This window comes from Achromobacter sp. 1011811831 (genome assembly GCF_059760905.1).
In genome coordinates this window covers 11,594-32,255 of the sequence record NZ_JCBANG010000079.1, presented here as the reverse complement: position 1 = coordinate 32,255, position 20,662 = coordinate 11,594, and the positions used below count along the sequence as shown (strand labels likewise).

At 69.1% G+C, this 20,662-nt stretch carries 16 protein-coding genes; 5 read left to right on the top strand and 11 right to left on the bottom strand.

The features are described from left to right. The first annotated feature begins 113 nt into the window (after positions 1–113). Positions 114–1,163, top strand: coding sequence for a Bug family tripartite tricarboxylate transporter substrate binding protein (locus tag AC6LJ9_RS23985; RefSeq protein ID WP_498149482.1), 1,050 nt, complete (start codon positions 114–116; stop codon positions 1,161–1,163). Positions 1,164–1,216: 53 nt separating this feature from the next. On the opposite strand, the gene AC6LJ9_RS23980 is transcribed toward AC6LJ9_RS23985, so the two are convergent. Continuing rightward, positions 1,217–2,041 (bottom strand): helix-turn-helix transcriptional regulator, encoded by an 825-nt coding sequence (locus AC6LJ9_RS23980; protein WP_498149481.1) that lies wholly within the window; start codon positions 2,039–2,041, stop codon positions 1,217–1,219. 83 nt (positions 2,042–2,124) lie between these two features. On the opposite strand from AC6LJ9_RS23980, the gene AC6LJ9_RS23975 reads away from it, so the two are divergent. Beyond that, on the top strand, positions 2,125–2,895 hold the full coding sequence (locus AC6LJ9_RS23975) for a class I SAM-dependent methyltransferase (protein ID WP_498149480.1): 771 nt from the start codon (positions 2,125–2,127) through the stop codon (positions 2,893–2,895). Between the two features lie 50 nt (positions 2,896–2,945). Here the strand turns inward: AC6LJ9_RS23975 and AC6LJ9_RS23970 are convergent, their stop codons facing one another. The 9 genes from AC6LJ9_RS23970 to AC6LJ9_RS23930 form a co-directional block, all read right to left on the bottom strand. After that, a complete protein-coding gene (locus AC6LJ9_RS23970; RefSeq protein WP_498149479.1) occupies positions 2,946–4,493 on the bottom strand; it encodes a mannitol dehydrogenase family protein in 1,548 nt (515 codons plus the stop codon). After that, the gene (gene manD, locus AC6LJ9_RS23965) at positions 4,481–5,692 is read right to left on the bottom strand and encodes a D-mannonate dehydratase ManD (protein ID WP_392412783.1); all 1,212 of its coding nucleotides are present in this window, start codon (positions 5,690–5,692) and stop codon (positions 4,481–4,483) included. The genes AC6LJ9_RS23970 and manD overlap by 13 nt, the downstream gene beginning before the upstream one ends. A gap of 63 nt (positions 5,693–5,755) precedes the next feature. After that, positions 5,756–6,544 carry an amino acid ABC transporter ATP-binding protein gene (locus AC6LJ9_RS23960; RefSeq protein WP_498149483.1) on the bottom strand — a complete coding sequence of 263 codons (789 nt, stop codon included), beginning with the start codon at positions 6,542–6,544 and terminating at the stop codon, positions 5,756–5,758. Between the two features lie 11 nt (positions 6,545–6,555). Next, the gene (locus tag AC6LJ9_RS23955; protein ID WP_212319636.1) at positions 6,556–7,215 is read right to left on the bottom strand and encodes an amino acid ABC transporter permease; all 660 of its coding nucleotides are present in this window, start codon (positions 7,213–7,215) and stop codon (positions 6,556–6,558) included. Further along, positions 7,212–7,877: an amino acid ABC transporter permease gene (locus AC6LJ9_RS23950; RefSeq protein WP_498149478.1), complete on the bottom strand. Its 666-nt coding sequence runs from the start codon at positions 7,875–7,877 to the stop codon at positions 7,212–7,214. Before AC6LJ9_RS23950 ends, AC6LJ9_RS23955 begins: the two co-directional genes overlap by 4 nt. Before the next feature lie 27 nt (positions 7,878–7,904). After that, the gene (locus AC6LJ9_RS23945; RefSeq protein ID WP_212319632.1) at positions 7,905–8,942 is read right to left on the bottom strand and encodes an L-idonate 5-dehydrogenase; all 1,038 of its coding nucleotides are present in this window, start codon (positions 8,940–8,942) and stop codon (positions 7,905–7,907) included. A gap of 174 nt (positions 8,943–9,116) precedes the next feature. Beyond that, positions 9,117–9,965: a transporter substrate-binding domain-containing protein gene (locus AC6LJ9_RS23940; RefSeq protein WP_498149477.1), complete on the bottom strand. Its 849-nt coding sequence runs from the start codon at positions 9,963–9,965 to the stop codon at positions 9,117–9,119. Positions 9,966–10,096: 131 nt separating this feature from the next. Beyond that, a complete protein-coding gene (locus AC6LJ9_RS23935; RefSeq protein WP_498149476.1) occupies positions 10,097–10,945 on the bottom strand; it encodes a substrate-binding periplasmic protein in 849 nt (282 codons plus the stop codon). A 126-nt stretch (positions 10,946–11,071) separates the two neighbouring features. Continuing rightward, a complete protein-coding gene (locus tag AC6LJ9_RS23930) occupies positions 11,072–11,800 on the bottom strand; it encodes a FadR/GntR family transcriptional regulator (protein WP_212319626.1) in 729 nt (242 codons plus the stop codon). A gap of 178 nt (positions 11,801–11,978) precedes the next feature. Here AC6LJ9_RS23930 and iaaH point away from each other — a divergent pair, with 178 nt between their 5' ends. Further along, positions 11,979–13,445, top strand: a complete 1,467-nt coding sequence (gene iaaH / locus AC6LJ9_RS23925; RefSeq protein ID WP_498149475.1) for an indoleacetamide hydrolase — start codon at positions 11,979–11,981, stop codon at positions 13,443–13,445. Between the two features lie 21 nt (positions 13,446–13,466). Here the strand turns inward: iaaH and metH are convergent, their stop codons facing one another. Beyond that, on the bottom strand, positions 13,467–17,240 hold the full coding sequence (gene metH / locus AC6LJ9_RS23920; protein ID WP_498149474.1) for a methionine synthase: 3,774 nt from the start codon (positions 17,238–17,240) through the stop codon (positions 13,467–13,469). A 391-nt stretch (positions 17,241–17,631) separates the two neighbouring features. On the opposite strand from metH, the gene AC6LJ9_RS23915 reads away from it, so the two are divergent. Beyond that, a complete protein-coding gene (locus tag AC6LJ9_RS23915) occupies positions 17,632–19,674 on the top strand; it encodes a TonB-dependent receptor (protein WP_498149473.1) in 2,043 nt (680 codons plus the stop codon). Between the two features lie 7 nt (positions 19,675–19,681). Beyond that, complete coding sequence (locus tag AC6LJ9_RS23910; RefSeq protein WP_498149472.1) at positions 19,682–20,575, top strand: cobalamin-binding protein; 894 nt, start codon at positions 19,682–19,684, stop codon at positions 20,573–20,575. Positions 20,576–20,662 lie beyond the last annotated feature (87 nt).

Here is a 20,662-nt window from a genome sequence, read left to right as displayed (position 1 = left end):
GAGCGCCGCGCCGCACGGCATTACGCAGCACCGCAGCACGCAAACCCGCAGCACCCACGACAGGCGGCCGCCGAGCCGCCGCATAACCATCCATGGAACATGGAGGAGACATCATGAACATCCCTCACGCTGCGCACGATTGCAGCCTTGCCGGACGCGCCGGCCCGCCCTCCCGCAACGGTCCGGCCAGGAACGCGGCGCGCTGGCTGGCGGCCGCCGCGATGGCGCTGGGCTGTGCCGGCGCCATGGCCCAGTCGGGCGCCTACCCCAGCCATCCCGTGCGCATGGTGCTGCCCTACTCGGTGGGCAGCGGCCCCGACGCGGTCGCGCGCATGCTGGGCGAACAACTGACCGCCGCCTGGAAGCAGCCGGTCATCGTCGAGAACAAGCCCGGCGCCAACGGCTGGCTGGCGATCGGCGACGTCAAGCGCGGCGGCCAGGACGGCTACTCGCTCGCCATCGTCGACAACACCCACATGACGCTGCAGCCGCATCTGTACCGCAGCCTGCCGTTCGATCCCGTGCGCGACTTCGAACCGGCCGCGCCGATCTACCACACGCATTTCTTCGTCGTGGTCTCGGCCGGCTCGCCCTGGAAGAACGTCGGCGACCTGGTCGCGGCGGCGCGCGCGCAGCCCGACAGGCTGACCTACGGCACCTGGGGCATGGGCAGCGTGGCGCACGTCGGCACCACCATGTTCCAGGACGCCACCGGCACCCGCATGACGCATGTGCCGTTCAAGGACCTGTCGCAGCTCTACACCGCCGTCGCCAACGGCGAGGTCGATTGGGCCTTCGGCACGGCGGCGACGGTGCAGAACCTGTACCAGGCCAAGCGGGTCAGGCTGCTGGCGCTGGCCGCGCCGGCGCGGCTGCCCTCGTACCCGGACGTGCCGACGGTGGCCGAGGCCGGCGGGCCGAAGGACTTCGAGCTGAAGACCTGGGTGGCGGCATTCGTGTCCAAGGGCACGCCCGCGCCAGTGCTGAAGCAGCTGAACGAAGGCATCGCCGCTGCGGTCCAGTCGCCGGCGGTGCTCAAGCGCTTCGAGACCTTCGGCTTCCAGGCCTGGCCAGCCAGCGCCGCCGAGCTGTCGCAGGCGCGCGAGGCGGATTCGGCGCGCTTCGCCGAAGTGGTCAAGAAAGCCAATATCTCGCTGGACTGAGCGACGCGATCGGGGCCGGCGTCATCCGGCCCCGCCGCGCTATCGGCGACGGCTCAATCCCGTTCGCCGTCGTCCAGCAGCATCACCAGCTTCAGGTCCGGATGCGTGGCCAGCCGAAACGTGATCTGCTGGAACGCCAGCTGGCCGCTGCGCGGGTGCTGGAACTCGCGCAGTCCCCCTTCCCGCTCGACCACCGCGTGCCGCGTCCACCAATGGGCGAACACGGGACTCTGGCGGTTCAGCGCGTCCGCCAACGCCAGCACGGCGGGCTCGTCCAGGTGCGCGCCGGCGTCGGCGCGGAATTCGGCCACCACGCGGCGCGCGCGCTGCTCCCAATCCACCACCAGCTCGCGCGCGGCCGGGTCCAGGAAGATGTAGCGCAGCAGATTGGGTTCGGGATCGCGCAGGGGCCAGTCGTCGAACAGCTCGCGCAAGGGCTCGTTCCAGGCCAGCAGGTTCCAGGCGCGGTCCAGCACATAGGCGGGCGCGCGGATCGCGTCCACGCAGGCGCGCAGCGGCCCTGGCGCGCCGCCGGCGTCGTCGCGCGGCGGCTGCGGATCGGCGCAATCGGCCAGCTCGAACAGATAGGCGCGTTCGGCGCGCGCCAGCTGCAACACGCCGGCGATGCGCGACCAGACCGAGGGCGACACCGACACTTCGCGGCCCTGTTCGATCCAGGTGTACCAGGTGACGCTGATGCCGCACAGCTGGGCCACTTCCTCGCGCCGCAGGCCGGGCGTGCGGCGGCGCGAGCCTTCGGGCAGCCCCGCCATCTGCGGCGTGATGCGCGAGCGGGCGCTGCGCACGAATTCACCCAGCGCCTGGCGGCGCAGGGCCGAGCCATCGCCACCGGCCACCGCTTGAGGGGAACTATTCATACCAGGATAACCTGTGGTCTTGTACGTGTATGGGAGCCCGCCTATCTTAGCGCCTGGCCCCACTCACCCCGCAAGGATGTCCCATGACCGCCACCACCCATGATGATGCCGTCCATCGGCAATTCAGCCCGCAAGCCACCGCCTACCTGAACAGCGCCGTCCACGCGCAGGGCGAGGACCTGCGCCAGATGGCGGCCATCGCCGCCGCGCAGCCCGGCGCCCGCGTGCTCGACCTGGGCTGCGGCGGCGGCCATGTGAGCTTTCATGTCGCGCCCTCGGCCGCCTCGGTCACGGCCTACGACCTGTCGCAGCAGATGCTGGACGTGGTGGCCGCGGAAGCCGCGCGACGCGGCCTGGACAACCTGTCCACCTGTCGCGGCAAAGCCGAGCGCCTGCCTTTCGCCGACGGCGAGTTCGATCTGGTGATGTCGCGCTATTCCACGCATCACTGGCAGGATCCGGGACTCGGCCTGCGCGAAGCCTTCCGCGTGCTCAAGCCGGGCGGCACGGCGGTGTTCGCCGACGTGGTGTCGCCGGGCGAGGCCCTGCTCGACACCTGGCTGCAGATGATCGAGGCGCTGCGCGACACCTCGCACGTGCGCGACTACTCGGTGGCGGAATGGACCCGCCTGCTGACGGAAGCCGGCTTCACGCTACAGGGCGTCACGCCGCGCCGCCTGTCGCTGGAGTTCCAGTCCTGGGTGACACGCATGCGCACGCCCGACACGCTGGTCGCGGCGCTGCGCCACCTGCTGGCGATCGCGCCGGACGTGGTGCGCGCGCATTTCGAGATCCAGGCCGACGGCTCGTTCTCCAGCGACACGGCCACCCTCGTGGTGAAAAAGCCCGGCTGAGGCCGGCGGGCGCGGGCCGATCCCGGAGGATCGCCCACGGCCCGACGGCGCTAGCGCCTGCTCCCTTCAAGCGCTTCCAGCGCCTCCAGCGCGCCGGCCACGCCCAGGCTGCGCAGCGCATGGACGGCCTGGGCCACGGCGCGCACGAAGCGGGCATCCTGCCCCAGCTCGCCGAACACGGGCGCGAAGCCGGCCAGCGCGGCGGTCCATTCCAGCATGGCGGCCGGCCCCGGCCCGGCAAGCGTCGCCGCCGCCTCGGCCTGCTCCAGGCGCCGCGCCAGCGCCCCGGCCATCGGATCCTGGATGTCATAGCGGTGTCCCGCCTGGTCCACCCCGCGCAGGTAGTGCAGCCAGCCCGCCACCGCCAGGGCCAGCAGCGGCATGGGCTGCTCGCGCGCCAGCCTGGCGCGCGCCGTATCGAGCAAGCGTTGCGGCAGCTTCTGCGAGCCGTCCATGGCGATCTGGCGCGTCTGGTGCCTGAGCGCCGGATTGGCGAAGCGCCGCAGCAAGCGCTCCTGGTACTGCGCCAGATCCAGTCCCGGCAGCGGCGGCAGGGTCGGCGCGATCTCCTCGCGCATCAGCCGCTCCAGGTAGCGCCGCAATACAGGTTGCGCCAGCGCCTGGTCCACCGTGTCCCAGCCCGCCATCACCGACAGGTAGGCCAGGGCGGAATGCGCGCCGTTGACGTTGCGCAGCTTGAGCGTCTCGAACGGCGCCGCCCCGGCCACGAAACGCGCGCCGCCGGCGCTCCAGTCAGGACGACCGGCGGCGAAGCTGTCCTCCAGCACCCATTCCAGGTAAGGCTCGGCCATGACCGGCCAGGCGTCCGCCAGGCCCAGCGCCCGCGCCACCGCGTCGCGGTCGGCGTCGGTGGTGCGCGGCACAATGCGGTCCACCATCGAGCACGGAAACGTGCATTCGGCGGCGATCCAGCGCGCCAGCCCGGCATCCACCTGCTCGGCAAAGGCCAGCACCATGCCGCGCAGCAGATGGCCGTTGGCCGGCAGGTTGTCCAGCGACATGAGCGTGAGCGGCCCGCGCCCCGCCGCCCGACGCTGCTGCAATCCCCACGCCAGATAGCCGATGGCGCTGCGCGGCGCCAGCGGCTGGCCCAGGTCATGGACGATATCCGGATGATCCAGGTTGAGCTGGCCGCTGGCCGGATCGTGGCAATAGCCCTTCTCCGTAACGGTGATGCTGACGATGCGCGCGTCTTCATGGGCGATGCGCGCCAGCACGGCTCGCGGATCCTCGGGCGCGACCAGCGATTCCAGCAGGCAGCCGATCACGGCCAGCCGCTGGCGCGGCTCGCCATGTTCGTCCGCGTCGCGCAGCGCCAGCGTGTACAGGCCGTCCTGCGGCGCCAGCGCGTCGCGGGTGTCGGGCTGGCGCAGCGAGACGCCGCAGATGCCCCAGGCCTCGCCCGCGCCGGCGGCCAGCGCCGCCTCGTTGACCGCCGCCAGATGCGCGCGCGCGAAGGCGCCCAGGCCCAGGTGCACGACGCCGGCGCGCAAGCGGGTCCGGTCATGGGCCGGCCGCGCCACGCCGGCGGCCAGCCCGCCCAGGCGCGACGGATGCAGCCGCCCTACCAGTTCCATAGCGTGCCGTCCTGCTGCAGGCGGTTCACGGGCAGGTAGGCGCGCTTGTACGGATACCTGGCCGCCAGCTTTTCGTCGATCTCCACGCCATGGCCCGGCGCGTCGCCCGGATACAGCATGCCGTCCTTGAAGGTGTAGGCGTGCGGGAAGACGGCGTCGGTCTCCTCGGTGTGGCGCATGTATTCCTGGATACCGAAGTTCGGCACCCACAGGTCGAAGTGCAGCGCCGCGCCCATGCAGGCCGGCGACAGGTCGGTGGCGCCGTGGCAGCCGGTGCGCACCTGGTAGAGCGAAGCCAGGTCGGCGATGCGGCGCAGGTGGGTGATGCCGCCGGCATGCACCACCGTGGTCCGGATGTAGTCGATCAGCTGGTTCTGCACCAGGTCCTTGCAGTCCCAGATGCTGTTGAAGATCTCGCCCACGGCCAGCGGCGTGGTGGTGTGCTGGCGGATCAGGCGGAAGGCTTCCTGGTTCTCGGCCGGCGTGGCGTCTTCCATCCAGAACAGGTTGTAGGGTTCCAGCGACTTGCCCAGCCGGCCGGCCTCGATCGGGGTCAGGCGATGATGCACGTCGTGCAGCAGATGGTGTTCAAAGCCGAGTTTCTCGCGGATGCGCTCGAACAGCTTGGGCGCGTGGCGCAGGTACTTCTCGGTGGACCAGTCGTGCTCGCTGGGCAGGTCGCTGTCGGCGGGTTCGTAGAACAGGTTGCCCCGGCCCACGCCGTAGACCTTGTCCAGGCCGGGCACGCCGCTCTGCGCGCGGATGGCGCGGTAGCCCATGTCGGCGTAGCGCAGCACCTCGTCGACGGTGTGCTCGATATCCGAGCCGTTGGCGTGGCCGTAGACCATCACGCCGGAACGGCTCTTGCCGCCCAGCAGCTGGTACAGCGGCAGGCCGGCGGCCTTGGCCTTCAGGTCCCACAGCGCGGTGTCGACGGCGGCGATGGCGGTCATGGTGACCGGACCACGGCGCCAATAGGCGCCCTTGTACAGGTACTGCCAGATGTCCTCGATCTGGTGCGCGTCGCGGCCGATCAGGCAGGGGATCACGTGTTCGGTCAGATAGGCCGAGACGGCCAGCTCGCGGCCGTTCAGGGTGGCGTCGCCGATGCCGGTCAGGCCCTGGTCGGTCTCGATCTTCAGGGTCACGAAATTGCGGCCGGGAGAGCAAACGATCACGCGTGCGTTCGTAATTTTCATCTTGGGTTCCGGGTGGACGGGTAATGGCCGCGCTGGGCCTGTATCGGTTGCGGCAGGACCGCCCTAGCCTTCCCAGCCCAGGTGGCTGAGGAAGTCGCGGGTGCGGGCGACCTGCGGGTGGTCGAAAATCTGCGCCGGCGGGCCTTGTTCCAGGATGGCGCCGTTCTCGAACACCACCACCCAGTTGGCCACCCGCCGCGCGAAACTCATTTCATGGGTCACGACGATCATGGTCATGCCTTCCTGCGCCAGCTTCTTCATCACGTTGAGCACTTCGCCCACGGTCTCGGGATCCAGCGCGGACGTCGGCTCGTCGAACAGCATCACCTCGGGCTCCATCGCCAGCGCGCGAGCGATGGCCACGCGCTGCTGCTGGCCGCCGGACAGGTTGGCCGGGAAGTTGCCGGCCTTGGCCGCCAGGCCGACCTTTTCCAGCAGCGCCATGGCGCGAGCGCGGGCGGCCTCGGGCGCCATGCCCAGCACCGTGATCGGCCCCATGGCGACGTTGTCCAGCGCCGATTTGTGCGGGAACAGCTCGAAGCTCTGGAACACCATGCCCATGCGCTGGCGCACGCGCCGCACCTCGGGCTCCGTGTCCGGCACCACGGCGCCGTCCAGCAGCACGCGGCCGCCGTCCAGCTTTTCCAGCGCGTTGGTGCAGCGCAGGAGCGTGGACTTGCCCGAGCCGCTGGGGCCGATCAGGCACATCACCTCGCCCTTGTTGACCTGCAGCGACACGCCGTTGAGCGCGACGAAATCGCCGTAGGTCTTGCGCACGTTCTCGTACACCAGCACGGGCGGCTGATCGGCCCCCTTGCGCGCGGCCTGGTCGGCCTGCGCCGTGCGTTCCATGATCATGTCGTTCATTCCTTGACTCCGTACTTGCGGTGGATCCAGTCAACCAGCTTGGCCTGGGGATAGCCCATCAGCCAGTAGATCGCCGCCATCGCGGTCAGCATTTCCAGCACGCGGAAGGACTGCGCGCGGATCTGCATCGAGGCGTAGGCCAGCTCGCTCACCGCGATCACCGACACCAGCGAGGTGTCCTTGAACAGCGAGACCCAGGTACTGGCCAGCACCGGCAGCACGCGCCGCGCCGCTTGCGGAATCAGCACCTTGAACATGGCCTGGCGTCGCGACATGCCCATCGCCAGCGCCGCTTCCATCTGGCCCTTGCGGATGGAATTGATGCCGGCGCGGAATGTCTCGGAGTTGTAGGCCGAGATGTTCAGCACCAACGCCACCAGCGCGGTCGCCAGCGGCGAGAACTGCACGTCCAGCGCCATGGGCATGACGTAGAACGCCCAATAGATCACCAGGATCAGCGGCAGGTTGCGGAAGAACTCCACGAAGACGGTGGCGGCCTTGCTGGCCAGGCGGTTGGACGACAGCCGCATCAGCGCCAGCACGATGCCGCCGGGCACGGCCAGCGCCATGGTGGCCACCGTGAGCAGGACGGTCATGCCGGCGCCTTCCAGCAGCGCGTGGCGCGAGTCCCAGACGATTCCCCAATCCAGATTCATGAGCGCCCCAGGTGTGCGTAGCGTTGGTACAGCCGGTCCACCCCGCGCGTGACCGGGAACAGGATCACGAAGTAGGCGACCAGCACGGCGGTGTAGACCTCGATCGGGTGGTAGCTCTGCCCCGCGATGGTCTCGGCCTTGTGCATCAGTTCGGGCACGGCGATCACGGTGGCGATGGCCGTGTCCTTGATGGCCACGGTCAGCACCGAGCCGAAGGCCGGCAGCATGCGCACGATGGCTTGCGGCAGGATGATCTTGCGCAGCGCCTGGGCGCGCGACATGCCCAGCGCCAGCCCGGCGCGCATCTGGCCGGGCCGCACCGACTCGATGCCGGCGCGCACCACCTCGGCCGCGTAGGCCGCGATGTGCAGGGTCAGCGCCACCAGCGCGGCCCAGAATGGCGCGAAGTTCACGCCGGCCAGCAGCGGCAGCGCGAAGTAGATCCACACCAGCACCACCAGCACCGGGATGGCGCGCATGCTGTCGATGTAGAACACCAGCAGCGGCCGCAGCCAGCGCGGCCCGTACAGGCGCAGCAGCGCGATCGCCAGGCCCAGCAGAATGCTGGACACGGCCGCCGCCGCGCTGAGCGCGATGGTCGTGCCCAGCCCGCCGGCGAAGAAGCGCCAGTTGTCGACGATGGGAGAGAAATCGAAATCCATGCGGTCTCCGCGAGTCCTGGACGGCGCCTAGAAGGTCACCATCACTTTCATGGCCTGGGTCCGGTCGGCCGCCAGCGCGAAGGCCTCATGCGCCTGGCGCACGGGCACCGCCGCGCTCAGCAGCGGCGACACGTCCAGCAGGCCTCGGCTCAGGTAATCCACGGCCCAGGCGTACTCGTCGACGAAGCGGAAGCTGCCGACGCAGGTCAGGCTCTTGACCATGATCTGGTTGAACGGGCAATCGGCGCTGCTGCCGGACAGCGTGCCCACCGTGACGATGGTGCCGCGCGGGCGCGCCGCGCGGATGCAGTTGGCCAGGCCGGCATAGTTGCCGGACGCCTCGAAGCACACGTCCACCGTGCCCTTGCCCGCCGCCAGCTCGTCCAGCGCGCCGGGATCGGTGGCGGCGTTGATGGTGCGCGTGGCGCCCACCCGCGCGCAGGCGGCCAGCGTCTGGTCGACGATGTCCACCGCGATGACGTGGCTGGCGCCGGCCAGCCGGGCCGCCATCACGACCAGCGCGCCGATGGGGCCGGCGCCCACCACCATCGCCGTCTTGCCCAGCAGCGTGCCGGCGCTGCGCACCGCGTGCAGCGCCACCGCCAGCGGCTCGCCGAAAGCGGCCAGCTCGAACGACAGGCTGTCCGGCACCGGCAGGCACTGGCTTTCCTGCACCACGACCTGCTCGCGCATCGCGCCCTGCATGTGCGGATAGCGGCTGGCGCTGCCGAAGAAATGCACGGCCTCGCAGTGATTGGAGTCGCCCTGGCGACAATAGCGGCACACGCCGCAGGTGCGCGCCGGGTCCAGCGCCACGCGGTCGCCGGGCTTGACCCGCGTCACCGCCGCGCCCACTTCCAGCACCTGGCCCGAGGCCTCGTGGCCGGGCGTCAGCGGTTCGCGGATGACGAAGTCGCCGACCCTGCCGTGCCGGTAGTAGTGCAGGTCCGAGCCGCAGATGCCCACGGCCTTCACGCCCACGCGCACCTGCGTGGGGCCCAGCGCCTCGGGCGCCACTTCCGTCAGGCGCAGGTCCTGCGCGCCATGGATTTCGCAATTCAGCATGAAGTCATACTCGTTTCAGTTATTCACCACGCCAACGCCCCGCAGGCAGCGTGCGCCGCATGCATCAGTGCCCCGCAAGAAAACAGGCGCCCCCAATCGGGATGTCACGGAGCCGGCTCCGCCGGTCCGTAGACATGCCCCCTGGGGGGAAGCGCGCAGCGCTTCGGGGGGGGCCTACTTCAACTCAAGGGTCATGCGGCGCTCTTCGGCGGCCAGTTCGGGATGCATGCGGGCCTCGACCTTGCGCAGCCATTCCAGGTACACGGGCTGGTTCTTGGCCACGCCCATGCCGGCCTGGATCTCGAAGATCTTGCTGTCCTGGCAGTTGTTGTCCTTGGGAAAGACCGCCAGGCCCTTGACCTTCTTGCTGATGCTGGGCCAGAGCATGCGGTTCAGCGGCGCCACGTCCGAGCGGCCGGCCAGCACTTCCTCGATCGGCGCGACCGAGCCCGAGTTGGCCACGCCGCGCAGCTTGGCCTTGGAGAACTGCTCGCGCACCAGCGGCTCTTCCCCTGCGCCGGAGAAATAGGCCATGGTGATCTCGGGACGGTTGAAGTCCTCGACCTTGGTGACGCCGGTGAATTTCGGATTGGAGGCCAGGCCGAACATGCACACGCTGGTGCTGGAGAAGGTGACGAAGTCGATGATCTTGGCGCGCTCGGCGTTCTCGTTGAGCGGTCCGATCATGATGTCCATCTGGTTGGCGATGAGCGCCGGCACCTTGGTCTCATGGCTGACCTGCACCGGCACCATCTTCACGCCCAGCAGCTTGGCGAACTCCTTGCCCAGCGTCCACGACGAGCCCATCCACGGCTCGCCCGAGCCCGAGGTGTTCTGCACCAGCCAGGGCGGGTTGTTGACCACGCCCACTCGCAGCACGCCGGCCTTGCGGATGGCGTCGATGCGTTCGCTGGCGCCGGGTTCGGGCGGCGTCTGAGCCTGGGCCGAGAAGCTGGCGCCGGCCAGGACGATGGCCGAGAGGGCCAGTCGCGCGGCGGCGCGGCGGGAAAAGCGCTGTTGCATGTCATGTCTCCTAGTGTGGGACGGCGTGTTCGTCACGGGCGCGTGCAGCCGCCGGCGGCGTCGCCGGATCCGCGCGGCGCGCGGCGTTCCTGTGTTGCGGTTGGGTAGCGGGTTGAGCCGCGATTGCAGGCTTAAGGCAACTGCTCGATGACGCGCGTTTCGTCGGCGTCCAGCTGGGGCTTCATCGAAACCGCCACCTGCCGCAGCCAGGCGAGGTAAGCGTCCTGCCCCTTGTCGACGGCCAGGCCGACCGGCGAGGCCTTCTCGGTGCTCTGCTGGCAATTGGCCTCGGCGGGAAACACCTGCAATCCGGGCACCTTGCGCTTGAGGCCGACCCAGGGCACGCGGTTGATGGGCGCGGCGTCGGCGCGGCGCGCCATGATTTCCTCGATCGGCGCGGTGGCGCCGGAGTTGGCGACGGCGCGCAGCGTGGCATTGGGGAAGCGCTGCTTGACCCAGGCTTCCTCGGCCCCGCCGGTGAAATAGGCAATGGTGATGCCGGGACGGTTCAGGTCGTCCACGGATTTGACCTGGGCCAGCTTGTCGTTGCCGGCGCGGCCGAACATGCAGACGCTGGTGGCCGAGTACAGCACGAAGTCCACCACCTTCAGCCGTTCCGGCGTTTCGGCCAGCGGGCTGATGGTCATGTCGACCTGGTTGGCGGCCAGCACCGGCACCTTGGTCTCGTGCGACACGGCCACCGGCGCCAGCTTCACGCCCAGGCGCCGCGCGTACTCCCTGGCCAGCAGCCAGGCGGGACCGCTCCAGGCCTCGCCGCTCTTGCCGGACACGTCCTGGATCAGCCAGGGCGCGTTCTGCAACACGCCGACGCGCAATTCGCCGGCCTTGCGGATGGCGTCCACGCGCGGGCTCTGGCCCGGCGCGGGCGCTTCCTGCGCCCCGGCCGCGCTGGCGGCCGCGAGCAGCGCGGCCGCCGCCCAGCGGCGCCATGCGCCGCTCCCCTTGTAATGTCGCTGCATGTCTTGTCTCCTGGTCTTGATGGGCCCGGGTCCGGCCGGCAAGGTATGTTCCCTGCTCGTTCCGGGGGGCCGCCTGCTAAGGCCGCCTCACGGGGCCATGTCGTAGGGTCGCGTCGCGGGTCCGCATCAGCGCCACCCCTGCGCGAATTCACCGATCACGCGCTCCAGATGGCCGCGCATGGCCAGCCGGGCCGCGTCGCCATCGCCCGCCACCAGGGCGGCGAAGATGCGCTGATGGTCTTCCTGCGAGGCCTGGCGCAATTCCTGCGTGTGGAAGTGCTGCTCGATCTTTTCCCAGACGGGGCCGCGCGCCTGGTCCCACATGGATGCCACCGTGGCTTGCAGCACGCTGTTGCCGGTGGACTGCGCGATGTACAGGTGGAAGCGCCGGTCGGCCTCTTCGTTGGCGACCTTGTCCATCATCTGCTCGCGCATGGTGGTCAGAGCCTCGAACATACGGTCCAGATCCGCGTCCTTGCGCGTGGTGGCTGCCAGCCCGGCGATCTCGGATTCGATCAGGCAGCGCGCGCGCAGCAGCTCGAACGGGCCGGCGCCGGGTTCCTGCGCCATGGGCAGGCGCGCCACGCCCGGCTTGGGCTCGCAGACATAGATGCCCGATCCGCCGCGCACCTCGACCACGCCCTGCAGTTCCAGCGCGATGATGGCTTCGCGCAGCGAAGTGCGGCTGACATCGAAGCGTTCGGCCAGCGCGCGCTCGGCCGGCAGGCGCTGGCCGACCGCGAATTCTCCCTGGACCACCAGGGCCTGGATCTGGGAGGCCAGACGCAGATAGGCGCGGTCCAGTCCCGGCTTTTGCGCGGGATCTTCGGGCTTGGGGATCAGTTGCAGGTTCATGGCTTCTTAAATTGGTTAGACCAAATTCTAATTGGTTCACCACTTTTCACTATCATGGTTTACCAGAATACAAGTGGTAGACCAAACGACGATCCGGTGGCGCTGCCGATAAGATACGAGCCCGGAGAAGGATCCGCATCACGCATCCCCCGACATCGCAACGCCGCGAGGAGACCGCATGACCGACACGTCCCGCACGCCCCTGCCCGCTTCCGGCCAGGCTCCCGAACTGACCGTGGCCGAAGCCGCCGCGCTGATCCGCCAGGGCCGGCTGACCAGCCTGGACCTGACCCGCGCCTACCTGGACCGCATCGACGCGCGCCAGGACCTGAACGCCTTCATCACGGTGGACCGGGACGGCGCGCTGGCCCAGGCCCGCGCCTGTGACGAGGCGCTGGCCGCCGGGCGGCCGCAAGGCCCGCTGCATGGCGTGCCCATGGCCATCAAGGACAACATCCACGTGGCCGGCCTGCCCAATACCGCCGGCACGCCGGCGCTGAAGCATTTCCGTCCGGCCGAGGACGCGCCCGTGCTGCGCCGGCTGCGAGAAGCCGGCGCGGTGATCCTGGGCAAGACCCACATGCACGAACTGGCCTTCGGCGTGTCCGGCTACAACCACGCCTTTCCCGGCCCGCGCGGCCCCGGCACGCGCAACGCCTACGACGCCGACCGCGTCGCCGGCGGTTCATCCTCTGGCAGCGGTTCTGCGGTGGGCGCGCGCCTGGCGCCCGCGGCGCTGGGCACCGACACGGGCGCCTCTGTGCGCCTGCCGGCCTCCGTCAATGGCGTGGCGGGCTTTCGTCCCACCGTGGGTCGCTACGACGGCGCCGGCATCACGCCCATCTCCCATACGCGCGACACGCCGGGACCGCTGGCGGCCAGCATGGAAGACATCGCGCTGCTGGACGCGATCCTGGCCGGCGAAGACCAGCCCGCGCTGGCCGTGCCCGCGGCCGGCCTGCGACTGGGCCTGCCCTCCGATTTCTGGGCCGAGCTGGAGCCGGAAGTCGAACGCGTGATGCAAGCGGCGCTGGACAGGCTGCGCGCGGCCGGCGTGACGCTGGTACCGCTGGAAACGCCCGGACTGGCCGAGGCCAACGCGGCTGTCGGCATGCCGGTCTGCATATATGAGGCGAAGACGGATCTGACGGCTTACCTGAAGCGCTACGACACCGGCGTGGACATCGCGCAGGTAGCGGCGGCCATCGCCAGCCCGGACGTCAAGGGCCTCTTCGACGGCATGATCCTGCCGGTCGCGGTGCCCGGTCCCGACGGCGCGCCGGTGCCGCTGACGCCGCTGTACGAGGCGGCCATGGCCACGCATCGCGACGCGCTGATCGCGGCCTACCGAAGCGCCTTCGCCAGCCATCGCCTGGACGCGCTGTTGTTCCCAACGATGCCGGTGCTGCCGATCACGGCCGACGCGCAGGCCAGCGCCATCGAACACTTCATGCGCATGATCCGCAACACGGACCCAGGCAGCAACGCCGGCCTGCCCGGCCTGAACATCCCGGCTGGGCTGTCGGCGGCAGGCTTGCCTGTGGGATTGGAGATCGACGGCCTGCCGGGCGAGGACCGCAAGGTGCTGTCCATCGGCTTGGCGCTGGAGGCCGTGCTGGGCAGGCTGGCGCCGCCGGCGGGCTGAACCTTGCGCGGCGAACGCCGCTCACCCCAGGTTCGGCGCCAGCGTGCGGCGCAGGTCCTCGATGCTGCGGCCGCTGCGGCGCGCGTAGTCTTCCAGCTGGTCCTCGCCGATCACGCCGACATTGAAGTACTGCGATTGCGGGTGGCTGAAGTAGAAGCCCGACACGCTGGACGCCGGGTACATGGCGTAGCTGTCGGTCAGCATCATGCCGATGTCCTCGCCGTCCAGCACGCGGAACATGTCGGTCTTGACGACGTGTTCCGGGCAGGCGGGATAGCCCGGCGCGGGGCGGATGCCCACGTACTTCTCGGCGATCATGTCGTCGTTCGACAGGGCCTCGTCGGGCGCGTAGCCCCACAGGTCCTGGCGCACGCGCGCGTGCAGGCATTCGGCGAAGCCCTCGGCCAGGCGGTCGGCCAGCGACTTGAGCATGATGCTGGAATAGTCGTCCAGGTCGCGCTCGAACTCGGCTTCCTTCTTCTCGATGCCCAGGCCGGCGGTCACGGCGAACATGCCCACGTAGTCCAGCTTGCCGCTGGACTTGGGCGCGATGAAGTCGGACAGCGACTTGTTGCTCACGCCCTCGCGCTTGGCGCCCTGCTGGCGCAGGTTGCGGTACGTGAACAGCACTTCGCTGCGCGTCTCGTCCTTGTAGATCTCGATGTCCTCGTCGTTGATGCTGTTGGCCGGATAGAAGCCCACCACGCCGTTGGCGGTGAGCCAGCGGCCCTCGACGATGCGCTTCATCATGGCCAGTCCGTCGGCATAGACCTTGCGCGCCTGCTCGCCCACGACCTTGTCGTCCAGGATGGCGGGGAACGGCCCGAACAGGCTCCAGGTCTGGAAGAACGGGCCCCAGTCCACGTACTTCGCGATCTCGGCCAGGTCGTAGCTCTTGAAGGTGCGGCGGCCGATGAACTTGGGGCGCGGCGGCGTGTAGGCGTCCCAGTCGATCTGCGGGCGCGCGGCGCGCGCCTCGGCCAGCGGCACCAGCGGCGTGGCCTTGCGGTTGGCGTGGCGGCGGCGCACGTCCTCGTACTCCCCGGCCAGCTCGGCCAGGTAGGCGTCGCGCTGTGTCGACATCAGGTTGGTGGCCACGCCCACCGAGCGGCTGGCGTCGGGCACGTAGATCACCGGGCCTTCGTAGTTCGGCGCGATCTTCACCGCCGTGTGCACGCGGCTGGTGGTGGCGCCGCCGATCATCAGCGGCACCTTGCGCTCGCGGAAATACGGATCGCGCTGCATTTCCGAGGCGACGTAGGCCATTTCCTCGAGGCTGGGCGTGATCAGGCCGGACAGGCCGACGATATCGGCCTGCTCTTCCTTGGCCTTTTCCAGGATCTGCGCGCAGGGCACCATCACGCCCATGTTCACGACTTCGAAGTTGTTGCACTGAAGCACCACCGACACGATGTTCTTGCCGATGTCGTGCACATCGCCCTTGACGGTGGCGATGACGATCTTGCCCTTGGCGCGCACGTCGCCGCCGGCCGCCGCGATCTGGCGCTTTTCCTCTTCGATGAAGGGAATCAGGTGCGCCACCGCCTGCTTCATGACGCGGGCCGACTTCACCACCTGCGGCAGGAACATCTTGCCCTCGCCGAACAGGTCGCCGACCACGTTCATGCCGTCCATCAGCGGCCCTTCGATTACCTCGATCGGTCGGCCGCCGCGCTCGGCGATCTTCTGGCGCACCTCTTCGGTGTCCTCGACGATGAAGGCGGTGATGCCATGCACCAGCGCATGCGACAGGCGCGCCTCGACGGAGGCGGCGCGCCAGGCCAGGTCTTCTTCCTTCTTGGCGCCGGAGCCCTTCACCGTGTCGGCGAACTGCACCAGGCGCTCGGTGGGCGTGCGTTCGTCGTCGGCCTCGGTCTTGCCTACAGGCTCGGCGCGGTCCAGCACCACGTCCTCGACCAGGTCGCGCAGCTTGGGATCCAGGTCGGCGTACACGCCGAGCTGGCCGGCGTTGACGATGCCCATCGTCATGCCTTCCTTGACCGCGTAGTACAGGAACACGGTGTGGATGGCTTCGCGCATCGGCTCGTTGCCACGGAACGAGAAGCTGACGTTGGACACGCCGCCCGAGATGCGCGCGTGCGGCAGGTTGTCGCGGATCCAGCGCGTGCCTTCGATGAAGTCGACCGCGTAGTGGTTGTGCTCGTCGATGCCGGTGGCGACGGCGAACACGTTGGGATCGAAGATGATGTCCTCGGGCGGGAAGCCTTCTTCCTCGACCAGGATCTGGTACGCGCGGCCGCAGATTTCCTTGCGGCGCTCCAGCGTGTCGGCCTGGCCCTGCTCGTCGAACGCCATCACCACCACGGCGGCGCCGTAGCGGCGGCACAGGCGCGCGTGCTCGCGGAAGATGTCCAGCCCTTCCTTCATGGAAATGGAGTTCACCACCGGCTTGCCCTGCACGCACTTCAGGCCGGTCTCGATGACTTCCCACTTGGAGCTGTCGATCATGACCGGCACGCGGGCGATGTCCGGCTCGGACGCGATCAGGTTCAGGAAGCGATGCATGCAGGCCACCGAATCCAGCATGGCCTCGTCCATGTTGATGTCGATGATCTGGGCGCCGTTCTCGACCTGCTGGCGGGCCACGGCCAGCGCCTCGTCGTACTTTTCCTCGCGGATCAGGCGCGCGAACATCTTCGAGCCGGTCACGTTGGTGCGCTCGCCAACGTTGACGTACAGCGTGTCCTCATCGATGTTGAGCGGCTCCAGGCCCGACAGGCGGGTCTTGACCGGAATCTCGGGCACGACGCGCGGCGTCAGCGCGGTCACCTTGTCGGCGATGGCGCGGATATGGTCGGGCGTGGTGCCGCAACAGCCGCCGGACATGTTCACCAGCCCGGCGCGCGCGAATTCCTCCAGCAGCGCCGAGGTGTCGGCCGGGGTTTCGTCGAAGCCGGTCTCGGCCATGGGATTGGGCAGGCCGGCGTTGGGGTAGACGCAGACGTAGGTATCGCAGATCTTGGACAGCTCGGCCACGTAGGGGCGCATCAGCGCCGCGCCCAGCGCGCAGTTCAGGCCGATGGTGACCGGGCGCGCGTGGCGCACCGAGTTCCAGAAGGCTTCCACGGTCTGGCCGGACAGGATCCGGCCCGAGGCGTCGGTGACGGTGCCGGAGATCATGACCGGCAGGCGAATGCCGCGCTGTTCGAACACTTCCTCGGTGGCGTAGATCGCGGCCTTGGCGTTGAGCGTGTCGAAGATGGTTTCGATCAGGACGATGTCGATGCCGCCGTCGAGCAGGCCGTTCAGCTGCTCGACATAGGCCACGCGCAGCTCGTCGAAGGTGACGTTGCGCGCGCCCGGGTCGTTCACGTCCGGCGAGATGGAGGCGGTCTTGGGCTGCGGGCCCAGCGCGCCGGCCACGAAGCGCGGCTTGTCCGGCGTGCTGTAGGCGTCACAGGCCTCGCGCGCCAGTCGGGCGGATACCAGGTTCAGTTCGTAGGCCAGTTCCGGCAGGTCGTAGTCGCCCTGGGCGATGGAGGTGGCGCCGAAGGTGTTGGTCTCGATGACGTCGGCCCCGGCCTCCAGGTACTGGCGATGGATCTCGGCGATCACGTCGGGCCGGACCAGCGACAGCAGTTCGTTGTCGCCCTTCAGGTCCTTGCCATGGCCGGCGAAGCGCTCGCCGCGGAAATCCGCCTCGCCCAGCTTGTAGCGCTGGATCATGGTGCCCATGGCGCCGTCCAGGATCAGGATGCGCTGGCCCAGCAGTCGGGCGAAGTCGCCGCCACGGGTAAAGGCCTCGGGCGGATAGGGCAGGCGGGGATAAGACACGAGAAAGTCCTGGACGTGTGGCGAAAAGGGGAAAAACGCCGTGAAATCAACCCTTGATCGTAACAAAACGGGGCCTTTCCCGCCCGGCGGTGATACAGTTTCGGCCCCGAACCGGTGCTTTCGGCGCACATTGCCGGCAAGAACACAACACTTGCCGGCCGCGCGCGAAAGGTAAACGGGAAACAGGAAGGCGTCCCCGCCGGCGGCCCATCAAGCCCGCCGGCCATGCCCAGCCTGTGCTGCCCCCGCAACGGTCCCCATGCGCCAGCCGCATGGCAGCCCGATACCGGCCTGTTCGACAGTCAGGACGCCCCCTTCCCGGTCCGCCGGACGCGGCGTCCTCCCATCGTGAATGGCCTGCGGGGTCGCGGGTCGCTTCGAGGTCATGCAGATGAAAGCCCGTACCCTCCGCCGCAGCGCCGGCGTCCTGCTCTGTTCCGCGCCGGCCCTGGCCGCCGCCCAGCAAACTCCCGCCCCCACCGAACTCAGCCCCGTCATCGTCACGGCGCAACGCGTGCCTTCCGACGCCGCTACCCTGCCGGTCGCGGTCTCGGTGATCACCGCCGAGGATATCGCCGCCAGCAGCGCGCGCACCATGCAGGACCTGCTGTCCACGCAGGCCGGCATCCACCTGCTGAACACCAGCAGCTCGACCGACAACGCCATCGTCGACCTGCGCGGCTTCGGCATGACCGGCGCCAGCAACACCCTCATCCTGGTGGACGGCGTCAAGCAGAACACCAACGACCTGTCCGCGCCCAACCTCGGCGTGGTGCCGCTGGACCAGGTCGAACGCATCGAAATCGTGCGCGGCAGCGGCTCCGTGCAATACGGCGGCGGCACCACCGGCGGCGTGATCAACATCATCACCCGCCGCGACTTCTCCAAGGAACCGGTCACCGCCCGCGCCACCGCCACGTTCGGCAGCTACGGCCTGCGCCAGTACGACGCGGCCGTCGCCTTGAACAACCAGAAGGTCGGCGTCGACGCCTACATGCAGTCGCTGCGCACCGACGGCTACCGCGACCACGGCGGCGAGCGCCGCGAGGGCGGCGGCGGCGGCATCACGCTGCGCCACGACAACGGTTCGATCCGCCTGTACGGCAACACCACCACGCAGCGCCTGGACCTGCCCGGTCCGCGCCTGATCGACCCGGCCACCGGCAAGAACGAATTCGAGAGCGACCCGCGCGGCGCCAAGAACGACATCGACCGCGTCAAGACCACCACCACCACCATCGGCCTGCAGGTTGAACAGGTCATCGGCGCCGGCACGCTGTACGCCGACGCGTCGACCCGCCAGAAGAAGCTCGACGGCGTCTCGTACGACGGCTTCGGCAATACCCTGCGCGACCAGAAGCTGACCGAGAACCTCGCCAGCCTGCGCTACCGCCTGCCCTTCAACGGCGGCCACAGCGTGGTCTTCGGCGCCGACGCGCAGGAAGCCAAGACCACCTCGAGCCAGAATGCCTACTACGCATTCACGCCGTCGAAGTGGGAGTCGCGCCAGCATCAGTACGGCCTGTTCGCCGAGGGCACGATCCGCGCCACCGAAAGCACGCTCGTGACCCTGGGCCTGCGCCGCCAATACGCCTCGGACAAGGTGGAGATCCTGTCCGGCACGGACCAGCCGTCCGACCGTGGCAACCACCTGACCGCCTGGCAGCTGGGCGTGCGCCAGGACATCGGCGCCGGCTTCGGCGCCTATGCCAAGGTTGGCCGCAGCTTCCGCCTGGCCAACGCCGACGAACTGGTGTCGGTGAAATCGCCGCTGGCGCCGCAGACCTCCACCGACAAGGAACTGGGCCTGACCTGGAAGTCGGACAAGAGCAGCGCGCGCCTGTCCTGGTTCCGCTATGACCTGCGCAACGAGATCCAGTACAACCCGCTGGGCGATGGCATCTGGGGTCCGGGCACCGGCGGCAACGTCAACCTCGACCCAACCCGCCGCCAAGGCATCGAGCTGGAAGGACATCATGCCCTGACCAGCAGCATCACGCTGGACGCCAACCTGACCTGGATGGAAGCGAAGTTCCGTTCCGGCACCTACAGCGGCGTGGACCTGGCCGGCAAGCGGGTGCCGCTGGTGCCGAAGTGGCTGGCCAACGCCGGCGTGACCTGGCGTCCCACCGATGCGCTGCTGTGGAACGTGTCGGCCCAATACGTCGGCAAATCGCGCATGGACAACGACCAGGCCAACCAGTTCGGCGAGGAACTGAACGCCTATGTTCTGTTCAACACCAAGCTGGCCTACAAGTTCACCCGCAACATCGAAGGCGCGGTGGGCGTGAACAACATCCTGGATCGCAAGTACGCCAGCTACGGCGTGCGCGGCGCCAACACGGACTTCCAGTACCTGGGCTCCACGGCGCGCTACAACCTGTACCCTGCTCCCGGACGCAACTTCTACGCGTCCCTGACGCTGCGTTACTAGAGCAAGCATGAGACCCGCCCGCGCGACCTTGCGTGCGACCCTCCTGGGGCTGGCGCTGGCCCTGGGATCGGCTCACTCGCAAGCCGCCGCGATCCACGCGCAGGACGACCGTGGCCGCGTGGTCGTGCTGGCCGAGCCCGCGCGCCGGGCGGTGACGCTGGCGCCGCATGCCACCGAGCTGGTCTACGCGGCTGGCGCCGGCGGCCATATCGCCGCCACCATCCGTGGCAGCGACTATCCGCCGGCGGCGCTCGCGCTGCCGGTCATCGGCGATGGCACGCAACCGGACGCGGAACGCGTGGCCGCCGTCCGGCCCGACCTGATCATCGCCTGGCAACCGGCCGCCGCCGAACCGCTGGTCCGCGTCATGGACAAGCTGGGCGTGCCGGTCTACTACAGCGATCCGCAGTCGCTGGCGGACATCCCCGCCGCCGTGGAACGGATGGGCGAGCTGTTCGGCACCCAGGACCAGGCTCGGCCCGCCGCCAGGGCGCTGCGCGAACGGCTCGACCGGCTGGCCGCGCGCCATGCCGACCGCCGGCCGCTGCGGGTCTTCATCCAGGCCGGACTGGATCCCATCTACACCCTGAACCGGACCAGCATCGTCAGCGACGCCCTGCGGCTGTGCGGCGGCGTCAACGTCTTCGCCGACTCGCCCGTGGTGGCGCCCCAGGTGTCGCTGGAAAGCGTGCTGGCGGCCCGTCCCGACGCCGTGCTGGCGGGCGTGTCGCGGCCGCAAGACAACGCGAACAACCTCGCGGCCTGGCGCAAGCTGGGCCTGCCGGCCGCCCAGGCCGGCCATGTGTACGGCATCGACGCCGACGCCCTCTACCGTCCCGGCCCCCGGCTGGTCGACGCGGCCGAGGCGCTATGCGAGACGCTGGACGCGATGCGGCAATAGCCGACCCGCGACGGAATTCCGCCGGGTTCGGCAAATAGTGGAACGCCTCGTTCCGTCCTGTGCGTCGACACCGCCGCCGCGTGCTTT

Excerpts from the sequence above, each read along its gene's own strand:
- AC6LJ9_RS23985 (WP_498149482.1), top strand. The coding sequence starts at position 114 with ATGAACATCCCTCACGCTGCGCACGATTGCAGCCTTGCCGGACGCGCC.
- AC6LJ9_RS23980 (WP_498149481.1), bottom strand. The coding sequence starts at position 2,041 with ATGAATAGTTCCCCTCAAGCGGTGGCCGGTGGCGATGGCTCGGCCCTG.
- AC6LJ9_RS23975 (WP_498149480.1), top strand. The coding sequence starts at position 2,125 with ATGACCGCCACCACCCATGATGATGCCGTCCATCGGCAATTCAGCCCG.
- AC6LJ9_RS23970 (WP_498149479.1), bottom strand. The coding sequence starts at position 4,493 with ATGGAACTGGTAGGGCGGCTGCATCCGTCGCGCCTGGGCGGGCTGGCC.
- manD (WP_392412783.1), bottom strand. The coding sequence starts at position 5,692 with ATGAAAATTACGAACGCACGCGTGATCGTTTGCTCTCCCGGCCGCAAT.
- AC6LJ9_RS23960 (WP_498149483.1), bottom strand. The coding sequence starts at position 6,544 with ATGGAACGCACGGCGCAGGCCGACCAGGCCGCGCGCAAGGGGGCCGAT.
- AC6LJ9_RS23955 (WP_212319636.1), bottom strand. The coding sequence starts at position 7,215 with ATGAATCTGGATTGGGGAATCGTCTGGGACTCGCGCCACGCGCTGCTG.
- AC6LJ9_RS23950 (WP_498149478.1), bottom strand. The coding sequence starts at position 7,877 with ATGGATTTCGATTTCTCTCCCATCGTCGACAACTGGCGCTTCTTCGCC.
- AC6LJ9_RS23945 (WP_212319632.1), bottom strand. The coding sequence starts at position 8,942 with ATGCTGAATTGCGAAATCCATGGCGCGCAGGACCTGCGCCTGACGGAA.
- AC6LJ9_RS23940 (WP_498149477.1), bottom strand. The coding sequence starts at position 9,965 with ATGCAACAGCGCTTTTCCCGCCGCGCCGCCGCGCGACTGGCCCTCTCG.
- AC6LJ9_RS23935 (WP_498149476.1), bottom strand. The coding sequence starts at position 10,945 with ATGCAGCGACATTACAAGGGGAGCGGCGCATGGCGCCGCTGGGCGGCG.
- AC6LJ9_RS23930 (WP_212319626.1), bottom strand. The coding sequence starts at position 11,800 with ATGAACCTGCAACTGATCCCCAAGCCCGAAGATCCCGCGCAAAAGCCG.
- iaaH (WP_498149475.1), top strand. The coding sequence starts at position 11,979 with ATGACCGACACGTCCCGCACGCCCCTGCCCGCTTCCGGCCAGGCTCCC.
- AC6LJ9_RS23915 (WP_498149473.1), top strand. The coding sequence starts at position 17,632 with ATGAAAGCCCGTACCCTCCGCCGCAGCGCCGGCGTCCTGCTCTGTTCC.
- AC6LJ9_RS23910 (WP_498149472.1), top strand. The coding sequence starts at position 19,682 with ATGAGACCCGCCCGCGCGACCTTGCGTGCGACCCTCCTGGGGCTGGCG.